The 17,441-nt window shown below is 38.0% G+C and carries 20 protein-coding genes; 9 read left to right on the plus strand and 11 right to left on the minus strand.

Features of this window, described 5'->3' with window-relative positions:
• Positions 1–182: 182 nt before the first annotated feature.
• From ACFSKV_RS07330 to ACFSKV_RS07350, 5 genes are all read left to right on the plus strand, one after another.
• Complete coding sequence (locus ACFSKV_RS07330) at positions 183–740, plus strand: DUF4136 domain-containing protein (RefSeq protein ID WP_380801292.1); 558 nt, start codon at positions 183–185, stop codon at positions 738–740.
• 19 nt (positions 741–759) lie between these two features.
• Complete coding sequence (locus ACFSKV_RS07335; RefSeq protein ID WP_380801293.1) at positions 760–1,077, plus strand: Mpo1-like protein; 318 nt, start codon at positions 760–762, stop codon at positions 1,075–1,077.
• A 103-nt stretch (positions 1,078–1,180) separates the two neighbouring features.
• The gene (locus ACFSKV_RS07340; protein WP_380801294.1) at positions 1,181–1,537 is read left to right on the plus strand and encodes a response regulator; all 357 of its coding nucleotides are present in this window, start codon (positions 1,181–1,183) and stop codon (positions 1,535–1,537) included.
• Between the two features lie 90 nt (positions 1,538–1,627).
• Entirely contained in the window at positions 1,628–2,113 is a 486-nt protein-coding gene (locus ACFSKV_RS07345; protein WP_380801295.1) for a hypothetical protein, read from the plus strand.
• A gap of 70 nt (positions 2,114–2,183) precedes the next feature.
• Positions 2,184–2,384, plus strand: a complete 201-nt coding sequence (locus ACFSKV_RS07350; RefSeq protein ID WP_380801296.1) for a hypothetical protein — start codon at positions 2,184–2,186, stop codon at positions 2,382–2,384.
• Between the two features lie 307 nt (positions 2,385–2,691).
• On the opposite strand, the gene ACFSKV_RS07355 is transcribed toward ACFSKV_RS07350, so the two are convergent.
• On the minus strand, positions 2,692–4,194 hold the full coding sequence (locus ACFSKV_RS07355; RefSeq protein ID WP_380801385.1) for a peptide MFS transporter: 1,503 nt from the start codon (positions 4,192–4,194) through the stop codon (positions 2,692–2,694).
• A gap of 242 nt (positions 4,195–4,436) precedes the next feature.
• Between ACFSKV_RS07355 and ACFSKV_RS07360 the strand changes: the two genes are divergently transcribed.
• On the plus strand, positions 4,437–4,874 hold the full coding sequence (locus ACFSKV_RS07360) for a peptidylprolyl isomerase (RefSeq protein WP_380801297.1): 438 nt from the start codon (positions 4,437–4,439) through the stop codon (positions 4,872–4,874).
• Between the two features lie 34 nt (positions 4,875–4,908).
• Here the strand turns inward: ACFSKV_RS07360 and ACFSKV_RS07365 are convergent, their stop codons facing one another.
• The 4 genes from ACFSKV_RS07365 to ACFSKV_RS07380 all read right to left on the minus strand — a co-directional run bounded on the left by ACFSKV_RS07365 (position 4,909) and on the right by ACFSKV_RS07380 (position 8,762).
• Positions 4,909–6,195, minus strand: a complete 1,287-nt coding sequence (locus ACFSKV_RS07365; RefSeq protein WP_380801298.1) for a NupC/NupG family nucleoside CNT transporter — start codon at positions 6,193–6,195, stop codon at positions 4,909–4,911.
• Between the two features lie 214 nt (positions 6,196–6,409).
• Complete coding sequence (locus ACFSKV_RS07370) at positions 6,410–7,012, minus strand: bifunctional nuclease domain-containing protein (protein WP_380801299.1); 603 nt, start codon at positions 7,010–7,012, stop codon at positions 6,410–6,412.
• An 8-nt stretch (positions 7,013–7,020) separates the two neighbouring features.
• The gene (locus ACFSKV_RS07375) at positions 7,021–7,989 is read right to left on the minus strand and encodes an electron transfer flavoprotein subunit alpha/FixB family protein (protein ID WP_380801300.1); all 969 of its coding nucleotides are present in this window, start codon (positions 7,987–7,989) and stop codon (positions 7,021–7,023) included.
• A gap of 35 nt (positions 7,990–8,024) precedes the next feature.
• Positions 8,025–8,762: an electron transfer flavoprotein subunit beta/FixA family protein gene (locus ACFSKV_RS07380; protein WP_380801301.1), complete on the minus strand. Its 738-nt coding sequence runs from the start codon at positions 8,760–8,762 to the stop codon at positions 8,025–8,027.
• 73 nt (positions 8,763–8,835) lie between these two features.
• On the opposite strand from ACFSKV_RS07380, the gene ACFSKV_RS07385 reads away from it, so the two are divergent.
• Positions 8,836–9,168 (plus strand): tetratricopeptide repeat protein, encoded by a 333-nt coding sequence (locus tag ACFSKV_RS07385; protein WP_380801302.1) that lies wholly within the window; start codon positions 8,836–8,838, stop codon positions 9,166–9,168.
• A gap of 50 nt (positions 9,169–9,218) precedes the next feature.
• Here the strand turns inward: ACFSKV_RS07385 and ACFSKV_RS07390 are convergent, their stop codons facing one another.
• The 3 genes from ACFSKV_RS07390 to ACFSKV_RS07400 form a co-directional block, all read right to left on the minus strand.
• Positions 9,219–10,220 (minus strand): zinc-binding dehydrogenase, encoded by a 1,002-nt coding sequence (locus tag ACFSKV_RS07390; protein WP_380801303.1) that lies wholly within the window; start codon positions 10,218–10,220, stop codon positions 9,219–9,221.
• Between the two features lie 154 nt (positions 10,221–10,374).
• A complete protein-coding gene (dnaB, locus tag ACFSKV_RS07395; RefSeq protein WP_380801304.1) occupies positions 10,375–11,955 on the minus strand; it encodes a replicative DNA helicase in 1,581 nt (526 codons plus the stop codon).
• 126 nt (positions 11,956–12,081) lie between these two features.
• Positions 12,082–12,771: a lycopene cyclase domain-containing protein gene (locus tag ACFSKV_RS07400; protein ID WP_380801305.1), complete on the minus strand. Its 690-nt coding sequence runs from the start codon at positions 12,769–12,771 to the stop codon at positions 12,082–12,084.
• A gap of 97 nt (positions 12,772–12,868) precedes the next feature.
• Between ACFSKV_RS07400 and ACFSKV_RS07405 the strand changes: the two genes are divergently transcribed.
• Both ACFSKV_RS07405 and ACFSKV_RS07410 read left to right on the plus strand, forming a co-directional pair.
• The gene (locus tag ACFSKV_RS07405) at positions 12,869–14,242 is read left to right on the plus strand and encodes a UDP-N-acetylmuramate--L-alanine ligase (protein WP_380801306.1); all 1,374 of its coding nucleotides are present in this window, start codon (positions 12,869–12,871) and stop codon (positions 14,240–14,242) included.
• Positions 14,242–15,048, plus strand: coding sequence for an exonuclease domain-containing protein (locus tag ACFSKV_RS07410; RefSeq protein WP_380801307.1), 807 nt, complete (start codon positions 14,242–14,244; stop codon positions 15,046–15,048). Before ACFSKV_RS07405 ends, ACFSKV_RS07410 begins: the two co-directional genes overlap by 1 nt.
• A gap of 201 nt (positions 15,049–15,249) precedes the next feature.
• Here the strand turns inward: ACFSKV_RS07410 and ACFSKV_RS07415 are convergent, their stop codons facing one another.
• From ACFSKV_RS07415 to ACFSKV_RS07425, 3 genes are all read right to left on the minus strand, one after another.
• Positions 15,250–15,687 carry a GNAT family N-acetyltransferase gene (locus ACFSKV_RS07415; protein WP_380801308.1) on the minus strand — a complete coding sequence of 146 codons (438 nt, stop codon included), beginning with the start codon at positions 15,685–15,687 and terminating at the stop codon, positions 15,250–15,252.
• A 200-nt stretch (positions 15,688–15,887) separates the two neighbouring features.
• Positions 15,888–16,838, minus strand: coding sequence for an alpha/beta hydrolase (locus ACFSKV_RS07420; RefSeq protein ID WP_380801309.1), 951 nt, complete (start codon positions 16,836–16,838; stop codon positions 15,888–15,890).
• Positions 16,817–17,371: a hypothetical protein gene (locus tag ACFSKV_RS07425; protein WP_380801310.1), complete on the minus strand. Its 555-nt coding sequence runs from the start codon at positions 17,369–17,371 to the stop codon at positions 16,817–16,819. Before ACFSKV_RS07425 ends, ACFSKV_RS07420 begins: the two co-directional genes overlap by 22 nt.
• Between the last annotated feature and the right edge of the window lie 70 nt (positions 17,372–17,441).

Raw genomic sequence — 17,441 nt, forward strand, 5'->3', positions numbered from 1 at the left:
TTATGCTTCGTCAATTCAAATTATATTCAGAATAAAAATTGAAATAAATAATCTGTAATAAACGGACAATCCAGACCGGACAGAAATGGGAATATTATTTTTGGAGGAATGTTTTCTTGATTAAATTCAACAGTATTGCGGTACTTCCGTTAATATCATTGACTTGAATAACAGTTCTAAAAATGACCCAAATAAAAAAATATTTTCTCTTAAGCTTATTAATGGTAGGAACTTCCTGCAGTTCTATTGAAATTTTCAAAGAAAAGACCGAATTTAAGCCTTATAAGAAATATGAATCATTTGTAATTCTTAACCGGGAAATCGGCCACAAGGGTTTTCCTGATGACTATCTCGACGCCTTGGTTTCTGACAGATTGAAAGAGATCTTTGAAAGTCAGGGAATGGTTTATGAAAGAGAGAAACCCGACCTAGTCATCAGGTATACCTCCAATGAAGACAGAAGGGAAAAAGAAGTTTACAACAATCTTTATCCCATGTGGGGATATAGGGTTTGGGATCCTTGGATGTATGACCCAAGAATGTTCAGACCTACAAATCAAAATACCTCGAGAAATTATGAGCTGATGCAACTTATTGTAGATTTTATTGATCCGGGCAATGAAAAGATGCTGATGAGCTTGACAGCGGTATCAGAAGTACATAATCCTAAGTCAAAAAGCAAAAAATTGATGCAATCCGTTGAAAAAATAGGAGAAACTTATATTTATCATATTAAATAACCCATTTCCCAATATAACCATGACCACTAAATACAACAGTTTAAAGGAATTTTATCCCTATTATTTATCTGAACATCAGAACTCAACCTGCAGAAAACTACATTTCATAGGTACTGCCCTGCTTTTCTTTATTCTTGCTGCGGCCTTTTATTATTCCAATTATTGGTTACTTATTCTTATACCTGTGGTGGGATATGGCTTTGCTTGGGTGGGTCATTTTTTCTTTGAAAAGAACAAACCTGCCACATTCAAATATCCTTTTTATAGTTTGGCCTCTGATTTCATACTTTTCTTTGACCTTTTGACTGGCAAAGAAAGGTTTTCTTCAAAAAAATAAGTGTGAACTACAAAAATACAGGTTTGAAATTTTGCAAATGGCAAAACTTTTGCTAGCTTTGTAGCATAGTATTTGTATTTGGAACAATATATTTTGTATTTGAATGGTAAAGATAGTTTTGATAGATGATGATCCGATAAGCACATTTGTGACGGAGAAACTTATTTCTAAAAATATCAAGGTACCATTTGAAATATACAAATATAACAATGCAGTCAACGCCCTAAAGGAGATTCCGGAAATAGATCCCAATTATTTGTTTTTGGATCTTAATATGCCTGAAATGACAGGCTGGGATTTTTTAGAGGAGTTCCATCCAAAAAACACCAATCCTGAGGTTTACATCTTAAGTAGTTCTGTGGATGAAAGGGATATCGACAAAGCGAATAACTACTCTCTTGTCAAACGGTATTTATCCAAACCTCTGGTTAAAAAATATATCAAAACCATCTTCAACTGATGGTTTTTTTTATGTTATTTTTTTTTCGCAAATTAGGAAACACCGATATGTTAAAATGGTTATTATTTTTAAGTACTAAATTTTAAAATTATGGCCAGAGCATCCGCAGAATTAATTGCAGCATTCAGAAGGACAATTTCAAAATTAAAGGACAATGCCCATTATGAATGGGGACATATGGGTGCTTGTAATTGTGGGAATCTTGCGCAGGAGATTGCCCATCTATCAAAAGCCGAAATTCACCAATATGCCATGCAGAAACACGGTGATTGGAATGATCAGTTGATTGAATACTGCCCGACCAGTGGCTATCCCATGGATTTAATGATAAGCAAATTGGTGGCAGCGGGGTTGACAATTGATGAACTAAAACACCTCGAAAAACTTTCAGATCCTAAAATTTTGTCCCATATTGAATTTCCAAAAAGGTATGAACTTCAAAAAAATAAAAAGGAAGATGTCATCCTATATTTGGAAACCTGGGCCTTAATACTTGAGAATGAGTGGGTCGGAAAATTTGAGGTAAAAATAAGCATGGAAAACGAGAAAAATATCCCTTCAAAGGTATTTGCATAAACATATATTTTATCGTATTTAGCACAAGATAATCCAAAAATAAATTTGCACAATTAATTTAATTCACGCTATGGAGGATTTTGACGACGATTTTGATGAATTCGATGATTTCGAAGAGGATGAGTTCGATGATGAGTTTCAGGATGAAGTTTACGACATTGATGAGGAAACAGAACTGATCGATGATAATTTCATGGACTTTGATGAAGAAGAGCTTGATGACGACTTCGACGACGAGGATTTCGAAGATTTCGATGACGAAATTGATTAAAAGCTAAGTCAAAAAGCAGGTGCATCTTGGATTAACCTGCTTTTTTCTTTGTACTTCTTTGAACCCTTGTTGTTCTATCTTATATTTCGGAAAATTAAGATAGGACCATAATTATATTCATATGACTTTATTAGAAATCTTTAGTTCCCCAATAGCTTCAGGAGCTCAGTTATTCCTTTTGATTGTTTGTATTTTGATTGGTTTAGGTGCAGGTCTCACTGCCATGGACTTAAGGAACACTAATCCACCAAAAGAAAAAAATAAATAAAAAAAGGCTGTTTCTCCCCGAAACAGCCTTTTTTTGTAATCAATGTACATTACCCATCAATTTTCTGATAGGCTTGCTTAAAAGCAGTAAAAGAATACCGGCACCTACCGCTGTGTATACAATTAATTTATATTGATCGGGCATTTGGGCCAAAGCCTCTTCGCTTCCCCCACTCGCTTCTCCAGCAATTAGTCCGGCAAATAAATTTCCCAAAGAAACTGAAAGGAACCATATACCCATCATTTGGCCTCCATACCGTGCAGGAGCCAATTTTGTCACCAAACTCAAACCTACTGGGCTCAAACTTAACTCTCCAAAGGTATGGAGCATGTAGGTGAAGATCAACCAGGTTGGTGCAGCCAAGTCTCCTGAAGCGGCTATTTTTGCAGCAAAATACATGACCAGAAATCCCATCCCCAAGAGCAGTAAGCCCATAGCAAATTTCAAAGGAGAACTTGGCTCCAGATTTCTCTTTCCCAGCCAAACCCATAATGCCCCAAAAAATGGTGCAAAAATAATGATGAACATGGAGTTGACGGATTGGAAATACCCTGCAGGTATTTCAAAACCTAAGAAATTTCTATTAGTAAACCGTTCTGCAAATAAATTAAGCGTAGATCCTGCCTGTTCAAAGCCCGACCAAAAAAGCGCTGAAAATAAAAACAGGATAGCTATAACCCCAACTTTTTTCTTATCATCAGACTCGAGGCCCCCAAAAAGGATGACATAACCCAAATAAACAAAAGCTACAATGGCTATAATAGTGCCTGAAGCTCCAGCAATTGCCGAAACATTTATCGGGATATAGCCGAGGAAAATAATTGCCAATAAAAAGAGCAATATGGTTCCTAAACCCAACAGGATCTTTTTCAAATTCTCCCTCTCCCTTTTGTCTGTTTCTGTCACAACGGGAATTTCCTCCCCGTAACCATCCAAACTACTTCCTGTAAGTCTGTATTGTATCAGACCAAAGACCATTCCCAATCCGGCAAGTCCAAATCCAAAATGCCAATCAAAAGTGGCTACCGTACTACAGGCAATAGGGGCCACCAAAGCCCCAATATTGATACCCATATAGAATATGGAAAATCCGGCATCTCTTTTGGAACTTCCAGCAGGATATAACTGACCTACTATTGAGCTGATATTGGGCTTGAGTAATCCGGTCCCAATGGTAATTAAAATCAAACCGATAAAAAAGGAATTTGAATCTAGCACGGATAAAGTGTCTCTTGCCTCGATACTTGCTCCACCGAGTAAATTGGCCAGACCGGGTAATGCCATGGTAAAATGTCCCAATGCAATAATAATACCCCCATACCAGACGGATTTTTTCAAACCGAATAACCTATCCGCAAACCAACCACCAGGTAAAGCCAATAAATATACCCCCATGGTATACAGACCATAAATGGCCCCTGAAGTTTTATCGTCAAAACCCATTCCTCCATCGGCTATAGCGGCCGTCATAAAGAGGATCAACAGTGCCCGCATTCCATAATAACTGAATCTTTCCCACATTTCGGTGAAAAACAACGTCATCAAACCTTTTGGGTGACCAAATATAGTGGGGCCTGAGAATAAGTCTCCTTGCAGCCCTCCGGGGTTATTAACTTTTTCTATTTCCAAAATTTGAACTATTTAATGATTGAAGGGATTTATTATATCTACAATGATAAGAGAAAATTCCAAATTCTCTCAATAAATTATACAAAGCCATTAATTGGAAAAAAAATTGAAAAAGCTCAAGGTAACTTTTGTTACTTTTGGAAAAATAACATCTTATGAAAACTGCAGATATTTTAACCGAAAAGGGGCTGATGAAAGTTGAATTTTATGAAAAAGATGCTCCTAAAACAGTGGAAAACTTTATTAGTTTGGCAAAAAAAGGCTTTTATGATGGCCTTACCTTCCATAGGGTAATCCCAAATTTTGTTATCCAGGGCGGATGTCCCATTGGCAATGGTACAGGAGGACCGGGCTACAAGATAGATTGTGAACTTGATGGAGAAAACCAATACCATGACCGCGGTGTCCTATCTATGGCACATGCGGGAAGAAATACCGGAGGTTCCCAGTTTTTCATATGCCACAGTAGGGACAATACCAGCCATCTGGATAAAAGACACACATGTTTTGGCAAGGTGGTGGAAGGTCTTGAAGTTATTGACCAAATCCGTCAGGGAGATAAAATTGAAAAAATTACCATCCATGAAGATTAATAAAAAAGGCTGCTTCCGGAAGCAGCCTTTTTTATTATCCAAATAATGAGCCAGCTATGGTTGCGGTCATCAAACAGGCTAATGTTGCCGCTAATAAGGCCCTCATCCCCAATCTGGAAAGATTTCCCTGTTGGTTAGGTGCGATACTTCCAATCCCTCCTACCTGTATGGCAATGGAACTGAAATTTGAAAAACCGCAAAGTGCATAAGTGGAGATTACAATGGCCTTTTGGGAAAGTGAACCGGAAGTTTTCATATCAGCTAAACTCAAATAAGCGACAAATTCATTGATTACAGTTTTTTGGCCCAAAAGTGAACCCACCTGTAGGGTTTCACTCCAATCCACCCCTATTACCCAAGCAAATACCCTGAAAATCTGGCCTAAAATATATTCCAATGAAAAACCGGTAAACTGCCCGTCCGTGGAGGCTGCCACCAAAGAATTCAATCCAGAATATTGTCCGATCAATCCTGATAAAATATAATTCAACGCTGCAATCACTGCGATAAAAGCCAATAACATACCACCCACATTCAGTGCCAATTTCAAACCATCTGATGCACCGATTGACATGGCGTCAATCAAATTGACTCCCATATTGTCCCCACTTACTTCCAGTTTATCATTGATTACTTCCTTATCCGTCTCAGGAATCATTATTTTGGACATCACTATGGCTGCCGGTGCATTCATAATGCTGGCACCTAAAAGGTAAGCAGCAAACCTGGTCTGCTCTTCCAGGCTGTCACCTCCCAGGAAGGCCACATAACCAGCCAGCACACCCCCTGCTATAGTGGCCATACCTCCTGTCATTAAGCACATGAGTTCTGACCTGGACATAGTGGGAATAAACGGACGCACCAATAAGGGTGCCTCTGTTTGCCCTAAAAAAATATTTCCCGCGGCAGATAAGCTTTCCGGACCGGAAAGCCTCATGGTCCTCGACATGACCCATGCAATTCCAAACACTACTTTTTGAAGTACACCCAAATAATAGAGCCCTGCAGATACTGTGGAAAAAAAGATGATGGTAGGCAATACTTTAAAAGCAAAAATAAACCCAAAAGTATCAGTGGCTAAGTCACCGAAAATAAAGATGGCGCCATCACTTGAAAAACTGAGAAACTTCACAAAAACCCTGCTTATCAAGGAAAATATATTGGCAACAAATTCAACTTTGGTAATCAAAAAGCCAAAAATGGCCTGTAAGATAACCCCTATTCCAACCAACCTCCAATCCACTGCCTTTTTATTGGCGGAAAAAAGAAATGCAAAAGCCAAAAGTATAATGATCCCAATTAAGCCTCTGAAATAATCCATTGAGTAAGTGAAATAGGTAATAAGTGAATAAGATTATATTTTTAATTGATTTTCACAATCTATTTTGAAAGAAAGGATAGCATTAAAACATTATAACCAAAAGAAATTGAAGAACAGGATGACTTAAAATTTCTATTGGATATTTCCTGAATTTTCATACTTTATTTAAAAGTTTGAGTCAGGAAGAAGAAAAGCCTGGTAAAACCAGGCTTTTTCAGTTTCTCCGGTTTATTTCATCCCTTATCCTGGCAGCCTTCTCATAATCTTCATTATTGATTGCCTTTTCCAGGAGTTGGTTCAATTTATCCAGACTATAATCTTTTAAAGAATCAGAGGCTTTTGAAGATCCTGATGCCGGCCTTTTGGTCGGAGTGGATTTCTCCTCTTCCTTTCTTTCCTCCTCTTCAATATATTCAGAGGCAAATTCTGCCATTACTTTTGCCGAGCAATAAATCGGCGCATCGAATCTTACCGCAATGGCTATTGCATCAGAGGGCCTGGCATCGATTTCAACAACTTTAGAAGAGGATTTACATACAATATTTGCATAGTAAACGCCTTCTCTCATATCCGAAATCAAAATGTGGTCAATGGAATAGTTGAAATTGCCGGCAAACGATTTAAACAAATCATGTGTCATGGGCCTGTTGGGGATTATCTTTTCAATCTCAATTGCAATAGCCTGGGCTTCAAACATACCTATGACTATAGGCAAACGTCTTGTTCCCCCAACTTCTCCCATCACCAAGGTAAAAGACCCTGATTGAGAATGATTTGAAGATAATCCAAGAATTTCTAGTTCAACAGTCTGATCCACTTGTTATCCTATTTTAATGCTTTTACAGCTTCCGTTAATTTTGGCAAAACTTCAAATGCATCCCCAACAATTCCGTAATCAGCGGCCTTGAAAAATGGTGCCTCAGCATCTTTGTTGATCACAACAATGCATTTTGAAGAATTCACCCCCGCAAGATGTTGAATAGCCCCCGAAATTCCAACAGCTACATACAAAGAAGGAGCAACTTTTACACCTGTTTGTCCCACGTGTTCATGGTGTGGTCTCCAGCCAATATCAGAAACTGGCTTGGAACAACCTGTTGCAGCCCCTAATTCCTTGGCAAGGTCTTCAATAAGACCCCAATTTTCAGGCCCTTTCATTCCCCTTCCTCCGGAAACAACGATATCAGCTTCAGGCAAAAGAATCTCCCCTGTTGCTTTATCTGTTGAAGTGATTTTGGTAGCAAAATTATCAGGGGAAAGCTCTAAACTGGTTGTTTCAATCGCTGCGGCAGGACCATCAGTTTTTAGATCAACAGCGTTTTTCTTGACTGCCAAAATCCTATTCTCTTTATTGGCGACAGTTTCTGCAAATGCTTTTCCGGTATAAATGCTTCTTTTGACTTTGTAGCCCGAAGTCAAATCCGGAAGAGCGACAACATTGGATACTAGGGATGCATCCAATTTGATCGCCAATCGGGAAGCAACTGCATCTCCAAGTGAGGATTTCGCAAGAACAAGGGTCTTGGCCCCAACTTTTTTGAATACTTGGGCAACCGCTTCAGCATGGGCCTGAATTATTCCTGAACTGAGTTTATCATCATTGACATGAATTACTTTTGATGCACCTGCACTTCCAGCCTTTGACAATTCATCAGAGGCAATTGATCCCAAAGCCACGGCAATTACTTCCCCCTCTGAAGTTATACTTGAAAGTGCCTTTGCATATGAAATTGCTTCCAAACTGGTTTTTTTAACGGAACCATCCGCATGCTCTATATAAACTAATATTGACATATCTATCTGTTTTTCAATTATTTATTAATAAAAATTTAAAGTACTTTTGCTTCATTTTTCAGCAACTTCACCAATTCTTCCACATGGTCTTTATCCACCAGCTTAACAGTTCCTTTGGCAGGAGGAAGTTGATAAGAAACGACTTCGGTAGCATTGCTGTCCTCCATGGGCTCCACTACCTGTAAAGGTTTAGTCCTGGCAGACATGATACCTCTCATGTTGGGAATTTTCCATTCCGCAATAGGTTCCTGACATCCTGCGACCAAAGGAAGTTTTGCCTCCAGGTATTCCTTTCCTCCTTCAATTTCTCTTGCCATTTTGACTGTTTCTCCATCAATCTCTAACTTCATTACCGGTGATACTGAAGGCATGTCCAACAGTTCACCTACCATACCATGAACCATCCCACCATTGAAATCAATGGATTCCCTTCCCATTAAAATCAGGTCGTAGTTGTTTTGCTTTGCAATGGCTGCTATTTGTTGGGCCACAAACAAAGAATCTTTTGGAAAGCTGTTTACCCTAATGGCGTCATCTGCACCTATAGCCAACGCCTTTCTTAAAGTTGGCTCGGTTTCGGCTTCTCCAACATTCAAAGCGGTCAGACTCGCTCCCAGCTGTTCTTTAAGTTCAACTGCCCTAGCGAGTGCATAATCATCATAGGGTCCAATTATAAATTGAACTCCATTTTTATCAAACTTGGTATTATTATCTGTGAACTGAATTTTGGATGTGGTATCCGGTACATGAGTAATACAAACAAGAATCTTCATTTATAAATTTTTAGGTTATTTATTTTTAAATTGTGTGAATTTAGTAATTGCATTATAATTAAAAAAAGAATTCATGAGCAAAATGTCCCGCATTGAGATGCTACAATCGTTTGCGGAAAGTGAACCCGACAACCCCTTCAACTGGTATGCACTTGCCTTGGAATTTCAAGATTCCGATCCTAAAAAAGCATCCTTTTTATTTGAAAAACTATTAAATGAACATAAAAGTTATTTACCCACCTACTACCACGCAGCCCATTTCTTCTCCGAACAGGATTCAATCGACAGGGCAAAGGAAACTTATGAAAAAGGAATTTCTTTAGCTGAGGAATTAAACGAAAGAAATACCCTGAGGGAATTAAAAAACAGTTATCAAAATTTTCTTTTTGAAAATGACCTTGAATAATGTTATCATTAGAAAAAAGTGTAATCAGTTGACCAGCTGAACAAAGGCTTTTAAGAGATTTTAATTACAATTTTCCCCAACTGCATCCCTGCTTTCATCCTGTCAAATGCGTTTACGCAATCTTTTAAGGAAAAGACCTGATCTACCAAAGGTTTTATTCTATATGTTGAAATAAAGGACAGCATATCCTCAAAATTTTTATCACTGCCCATTGTGCTCCCAATTATGTGGATTTGGTTCCAAAAGACTTTTCTGGCATTAATTTCCTGCGGATTTCCTCTTGTAGCTCCGTAAAAAACAAGTCTTCCTCCAGGTTTCAGCACATGAATGAGATTATTTACCGTATCTCCCATGGCGCTGTCAATCACCAAATCAAAGCCTCCTGTTTTCTCCAATGCCTTATCTGTCCAGTTTTTCTCAGAATAATTGAACCCGCTTTTTGCACCTAAGGAAATAGCAGCATTGATTTTTTCATTTGAACTGCTACTTACATAGACTTCTGCCCCTATGGCAATAGCAAACTGGGCCGCAAACTGGGCAACCCCACCTCCGAAACCTGTTACCAAAACTTTTTGGCCAGGAAGGAGACCGCCCTGTACCAACAAAGCCCTATAAGCAGTAAGCCCTCCCAAAGGTAAAGCTGCTGCTTCATACCAGCTTAAAAAAGCCGGTTTTTTATGAATTCTGTCTCCTTTGACATGGATAAACTCCGCCAAAGTACCGTTGGTAGGTATGCCTATGATATGGAATTCCTTGGACTGGGCCTTTTCATCAGTACCCCAATTATTTGCAGGATTAATGATTACTTCTTTACCTATCCAACTGGAGGAAATTTTCCCTCCAACTTCCACTACAATACCCGCCCCATCAGAACCCATCACAATCCCATCCTTTAAATTGGGATACAAACCCTGCCTAGCCCACTCATCCCTATGGTTCAAGGCTGCAGCTTTAAGTTGGATTTTCACCTCATCTTCTCCCAATTCAGGTAATTCTACATCCGTATAAACGATCTTTTCTTTTGTGCCCCTATCTAATACTATTGCTTTCACGGCAGCCTATTTTTACTAATTTTAAAAATTATTATGATTTGACAGTAAAAGCTTCATTTTTCAAATAAGTTTAAACCTCAAACTTGAAGTTTGGAATTTTGGTTTTGATAATTGATAATTGATAATTGGTAATTGGTAATTGGTAATTGGTAATTTAAAACGGCGCAGGCTCCCCACTGCCAATTCCCCCTGGAAAAGGATCATCAAAATCACCTCCATTGGCCTTGCTTTGTAATCTGATAGTATTACCTGATTCGAAACCTTGAGAACCGGCTCCCGATGGGAATTTACTACCGTACATCACATCCTGAGCCTTATAGGGTATATTCATATCCAAATCAGTAAACTTGGTATATTTCCCAATGAACCTAAGTTTTACATTTTCAAGGGATCCATTCCTGTGCTTGGCTATAATGACTTCACCTACTCCCATGGTAGAATTTCCTTCCTCATCCTCTGTAATCCCGTAGTATTCTGGCCTGTATAAGAACATGACCATATCAGCATCCTGTTCAATAGCACCAGATTCTCTTAAATCAGATAATTGCGGACGCTTATCTCCTCCCCTTGTTTCCACTGCCCTGGACAATTGGGAAAGTGCAATCACCGGAATGCTGAGTTCTTTGGCAATTTTTTTCAATGCCCTGGAAATACTGGCAATCTCCTGCTCCCGGTTTCCTCCCCCTCCTGATTTGGAATCTCCTGACATAAGTTGAAGGTAATCCACTACCACCATCTGAATATCATGTTGGGCTTTCAGTTTTCTGCATTTCGCCCTTAATTCCAATATGGAAAGAGCGGGGGTATCATCCACAAATAATGGCGCTTTGGATAATTTTGCAGTCTTATGGACTAATTGTTCCCATTCATAATCTGCCAGGTTACCCCTTTTGATTTTTTCAGAATCCAATTCAGCTTCAGAAGATATCAACCTGTTGACCAACTGAACAGAAGACATTTCCAACGAAAAAATGGCTACTGGCCTATCATGATCTACTGCTGCATTTCTAAGAACGGACAATACAAAGGCAGTCTTACCCATTGCTGGACGGGCGGCAATGATCACAAGGTCGGATTTTTGCCACCCTGAAGTAACCCTATCCAATGCAGTGAATCCACTCGGTACACCTGTTAAACCATCTTTCTGACCCTTTTTCGATTCCAGTTCCATGATGGCTTCTTTCATGATGGAACGCATATCCGAATAATTCTTCCGGATGTTTTTTTCGGATATTTCAAAAAGGGATTGCTCCATTTTATCCAAAAGTTCGAAAACATCGGTAGTATCCTCATACGCATCTTTTTGGATCTCTGAAGCAATACTGATCATCTCCCTTTTCATGGACTGCTCGGTTATGATTCGGGCATGGTATTCTATATTCGCAGCAGAGGATACCTTGGAAGTAAGTTCGGTAATAAAAAATGCCCCTCCTGCCATTTCCAACAAACCCTTTTTTCTTAATTGGTTGGTTACTGTCAACAGGTCGATCGGCTGACTGTCTGAAAACAAGTCAAGTATTGCGGAATAAATAACCTTATGGGATTCTTTATAGAAACTTTCAGGCTTTAAAATATCAACAACAGTTGTCAAAGCATCTTTTTCAAGCATCAATGCTCCAAGTACTGCTTCTTCCAATTCAATCGCCTGTGGAGGTAATTTGCCCACTCCTGAAGAAATATTCAAATCCGGTTTACGTCTAATAGGTCTGTTGGGGTTAGGTTTGTTTTCTGCCATAAGAACAAATGTACAGGCTTTGGCCTTAAGTTTTTGAACAATTTATTCACGAGATATCCACAGCAATTTATTAGTAACTGATTATCAGTGTTCTATCTTGAAACGAATAAAAAAAAATTGTATTGTTCAATTTTGAAGAGGTTTGAAATATATACCATTCCTGTATTCCCAGAATGTTCCAGCAAGCAATCCCCAGCTAAAATACCAAAGCAATTCAGAAACAGGTATATTAAACCACTTCTTTTCAAGAAAAGTACCTTCCAATAAACCATATTTGACCCAAAATTCGGGGAAAAAGATGTTAAACAACAAAAAATAGAAAAAGCCTATCAGAAAAAGCATGAAAAATCCGGTTTTAATGGACACATGAATAAGATCCGGTCTTTGCACCCAAATGGTAAGGGAAAGGAAAGTAAAGGTCAAAATGCTTACTATCCCTGAATTCAATCCCATCAAAACATTAAATACCATCAAGCTTGACAAACCGATAAAAAAGAGGATGATGAATTGTTTGTTTTTTACTTTATTCTCTTTTTCATAATCTATGCTTCTCCTGGTCAGCACCAAATGTGCATAACAGGGTATTCCAAACAATGAAAATCCAACAATAAAGTCTTCAGGGCTGTACACTCCCTCTCCTAAAAGTGTCGGCGGCCTCCAGTAATCCCTGAAATACCAGTATTCCGCCAATAATCCGGCAATCCCCCCTACCAAACTGACCCTCAGCATACCCGGTTTAAAAGGATTCCTGATAAAAATCAGCGTCCAAGGAATCAGTAATAATAATCCTAAAAAGAGGTAAGCATATTTTTCCATAGCTTTAAAGATAAAATCCAAATATCTGGAAAAATAAGAAAAAAATAAGTTCTCCGAATCACAAGGATTACTACTTTTGGATATTCATTGTTTAAAGATGTCAAAGAAATATCATTTTATTGCCATTGGTGGGGCTGTTATGCATAACCTGGCTCTTTCCATGGTGGCCAAGGGATATCAGGTTACCGGTTCTGATGATGAAATATATGAACCTTCAAGAACCAGGCTGGAAAATGCAGGAATTCTTCCTGATCAAAAGGGCTGGTTTCCTGAGAAGATCAATTCTAATTTGGATGGGATTATCCTGGGAATGCATGCCAGGATAGACAATCCTGAGCTAATACGGGCAAAAGAACTGAACATCCCCGTTTACTCTTTTCCGGAATTTATCTATAACCAAAGCAAAGATAAAAAGAGGGTAGTTATATCTGGAAGTCATGGAAAGACAACCATTACATCCATGATTCTCCATGTATTAAAGTACCACCAAAAAGATTTTGATTACCTTGTCGGGGCACAAATTGAAGGTTTTGAGCTTATGGTCCGTCTTTCTAACGCTCCGGTTATCATTATTGAAGGGGATGAATACCTGACCTCACCTATTGACAGGACTCCCAAATTTTTTCATTACCATCACCACATACTTTTGATGAGTGGAATCGCATGGGATCATTTCAATGTATTCCCGACTTTTGAAAATTACAGAGCGCAATTTGAAAAACTGGTGGAAATGACTCCAAAAGGAGGTTCATTCATCTATTGCGAAAAAGATCCTGAGGTTAGACAACTGGGAGAAAATTGCAAACTTCCCGGTGTCCAAATAATCTCCTATCAGGCACATCCGCATACTGTGGAAAAGGGAATTACTTTTCTGATCACACAAAATGGAAAATTACCCATAGAAATTTTCGGAGAACATAATCTCCAAAATTTACAAGGAGCCCTTGAGGTTTGCCTAAGTCTTGGTTTAAGCAAAGAAGAATTTTATACTGCCATTCAATATTTTAAAGGAGCAGCAAAAAGACAGGAAATCCTCGCCAAATCTGAAAATTCCATACTCTTTAGGGATTTTGCACATGCACCATCCAAATTGAAAGCCACGGTACAGGCAGTAAAAAACCAGTTCCCTGAACGGAAATTAATAGCAGTGCAGGAACTTCACACCTACAGTTCACTCAACAAGGATTTTATCCACAATTACGCCCATACCTTTGATGCTGCTGATATTGCCATTATCTATTTAAATCCAAAAGCCGTATCTTTGAAAAAGCTGGAATTGATGGATGAGCAGACCCTTAGAAATGGATTTCAAAGAAATGACCTAAGGCTTTTTACAGAGATAGACCAATTGAAAGCTTTCCTGGAAGCACAGGATTATCATCTTACCAATCTTTTGATGATGAGCTCCGGGAATTATGATGACATGGACTTAAGTCAAATACAATCAAAAATCAATAAAAAATATCAATAATGAATTTAAAATTAAAAACCCCTATCGCTTTTTTTGATCTTGAATCTACGGGGACCAATATAGCAACAGACAGGATTGTAGAGATTTCAATTTTAAAAGTACATCCAAATGGCAGGGAAGAGATGAAAACTTCCCTGATCAACCCCACAATACCCATTCCTAAAGAATCTTCAGCCATTCACGGGATTTATGATGAGGACGTCAAAGATGCACCAACTTTTAAGTCATTTTCCAAAGATCTTCACCAATTTCTTATAGGAGCAGACCTTGCAGGCTTTAATGTATTGAAATTCGATATTCCTCTTTTGGTGGAAGAATTTCTTCGTGCAGGTATTGATTTCGATATCGAAAAAAGAAACATCCTGGATTCACAGAAAATATTCCACATGATGGAAAAAAGGAATCTTTCTGCTGCATATAAGTTTTATTGCGGTAAAAATCTGGAAAATGCACACAGTGCAGAAGCAGACACCATTGCCAGTTATGAAGTATTCAAGGCCCAGATTGAAAAATATGAAGGAGAAGAAGCAGAGGATTTATTGGGAAATAAATTGGGAATTTTTGAAAATGATATGAAAAAAATCCATGGTATTCTCAATGAAAAAATGGTGGATCTGGCAGGCCGGTTTATTTTTAACGAAAGTGGAGAGGAGTGCTTTAACTTTGGCAAACACAAAGGCAAAACCATTGAGGCTGTACTGAAAGAAGAACCTTCTTATTATGATTGGATGATGAAAGGTGATTTCCCATTAGATACCAAAAGGAAGTTTACCCAGGTAAAACTCAGGGCATTTAATCAGCGATAGGCTTAAGTTAAACCGGTTTTTTTACTGAAAAGTAAAATACTTCGAAACAAAAGATTTATCAAAAGAAAAATCATGTTGAAAATCATTGATTCCATAATCAGCTTCAAAAAATGTTAATTCTAATCCAAGTTCTGAATTTACAATTTAGGAAGGGTCAAAAATTATTCATTAGACCCAATCAATTATGAAATCTTTTCATTTTCAATTTAACCTCATTTTCAAAATAGGATAATCCCTTCCCTGATCGTCCTTGTCACTTCTTTCATACACCTCAAATCCCAATTTCTTATAAAAAGTCACAGCATTGGTATTCTCCTCGTTGACATCTACTTCATTGGCTTTGAGTTCCTGGATGGCAAAATCCATTAATTTTCTCCCAAGTCCTTTTCCAATGTGATCAGGGTCCAAAAAAAGCATTTCCACCTTATTTCCAGTTAATCCCACAAAACCCAAGACTTTTTGCTCCTGTATGAGGCAATACACCTCAAATTGGGTAAAATCCATTTGCTTGACCAATTCCCTGATTTCAACAAAATCAGTCAACTTCAAAAAATGATGTGTTCGGGCAACAGATTTACCCCAGACCGAAACCAATTGGTCTTTGTAATCTTCCTTAAAGGGTAAAATAGAAAAGTTCAAATTAAGGGTGCAGGGTATAGTCTGATTTTCTGAGATTTACCAAAAAAGGATTATGGATAGTTTTACCCAAAACCCCTTTGGTTTTCATCTACTTCAATAAAAGTAAATTTAATTTATCTGAAAATTCAATTTTTAAATTAATTTTTTTTTTGATACCGATAGCCTTAAATAACTAATCATTTTCAGAATTCAGATTTATTTTAATTCAAAACCTTGGAAGCAAAATCATTAAATGCAGCAAGCTGATTTTCCCTATCTTTAGTTGAAATCTCATTCCTCAAATTCAATCTGGTAAAAACATGGAGGTTGGAATCCACCATTTCTATCTCAATGTCTCCACCTTCACTGTTTTTGATACCCTTAAATAGCAGCACTGAACTTACAGGGTCAGCTGTAGGGTCTTTTATTGATTTATACACTTTTAGTGAACAATTTGGGGGAAGATTGATACCATCTTCCAATTGCTTCCTGACAGTTGTCAACAACTTGTTCAACTCCTGAAGAGTTTCCTGAGGGCGGAAATGGTACCAATATTTGTCTTCCTCCACTGTATTGTCTGCCTCTATGTAACCCAATATTGGGCCGACCAATGGAGCGAGTGAGAGGATTTTTGAAGAAGGGATAACAATTGGGTCTACAAAAAAGATATTTCTGGGAATTATCTTTCCCAAAAAATAGCCGGAATGGAGCATATCCACAATCAAAGTACAGCTAGTTGAAGATCCAATAAAATTGATATTTGTATATCCTAAAGTAACAAGACGGTCATATTCCTCTTTAATGGATATTTGCCAATCCTTCCAAGTGGCTCTTTTAAAATCTTCATAAGTTCTTCCATGTCCACCTAGCAACACCATAGATATAGCGTACTCTGGAATATTTTCCGACCAAGTTCTAAATTCTTCCCACTCAAAGGTAGAGGCACTATACCCGTGCATGACAATAAATACTGGTCTAGATTTTTCCTCAGCGGTAGGATTTGGATTGGATAGGGATAGAAGATAGTCTTCGGGATTATCCAATGATGGATCATAAATAATTTTTCCATCAAGCATCCCATCTGTTATGTCAGGGGAATCATTGCATCCTAAAGTAATTGAGATACTTACTATTAGAATTAAAATGCGACCTATTTTTTGAATATGCTCCATGATAATGTGGATTGGACGAATAGGGGATAGACTGTACCTGCGCCTTGATTACCATTTCCGGTGACTAAATTATAACCTAAAGTAATCATCACTTTAAATGGAGCTTTCGATTCAAAAACGGCTCCCAATTCCGGTGACAACAAAAAGGATGTATTATCTAAGACATCAAAAACAGGTTCTTCATAATCTGCTAAGAAATACCCAAAATTTAATCTTACGATTGGCCTGAATGTATGTTGTGGTCTAAAATACCAAGAAGTATTAAAAAGAAAATTGTCTTGTTTAATAGCATTTGAATTGATTGCCGTTCCCAAGCGACTCGTTACATAAGAAAACCCAAAATATAAGCGGTCAGGCTTCAGGTTTCTATGGGAATATTGTATTGATACCCCATTTTCCCAATAAAAATTAACAGTTTTCTGGAAGCGGATGCCAACATCTAATACTGATTCCTGTCCATTTGAAACTACTGGATTCAAAGCGAAAAAAACGGCAAGTATTACCAAATATTTGATTTTTTCTCTTTTCAGCATGCGTAATAGTATTTAGCAAACCTCTGAAACAATATACTTCAAGTTTTACTATAATTCAACCAAAATAGAT

It is taken from the genome of Shivajiella indica (assembly GCF_042683085.1).
GTDB classification, from domain to species: Bacteria; Bacteroidota; Bacteroidia; order Cytophagales; family Cyclobacteriaceae; genus Shivajiella; species Shivajiella indica.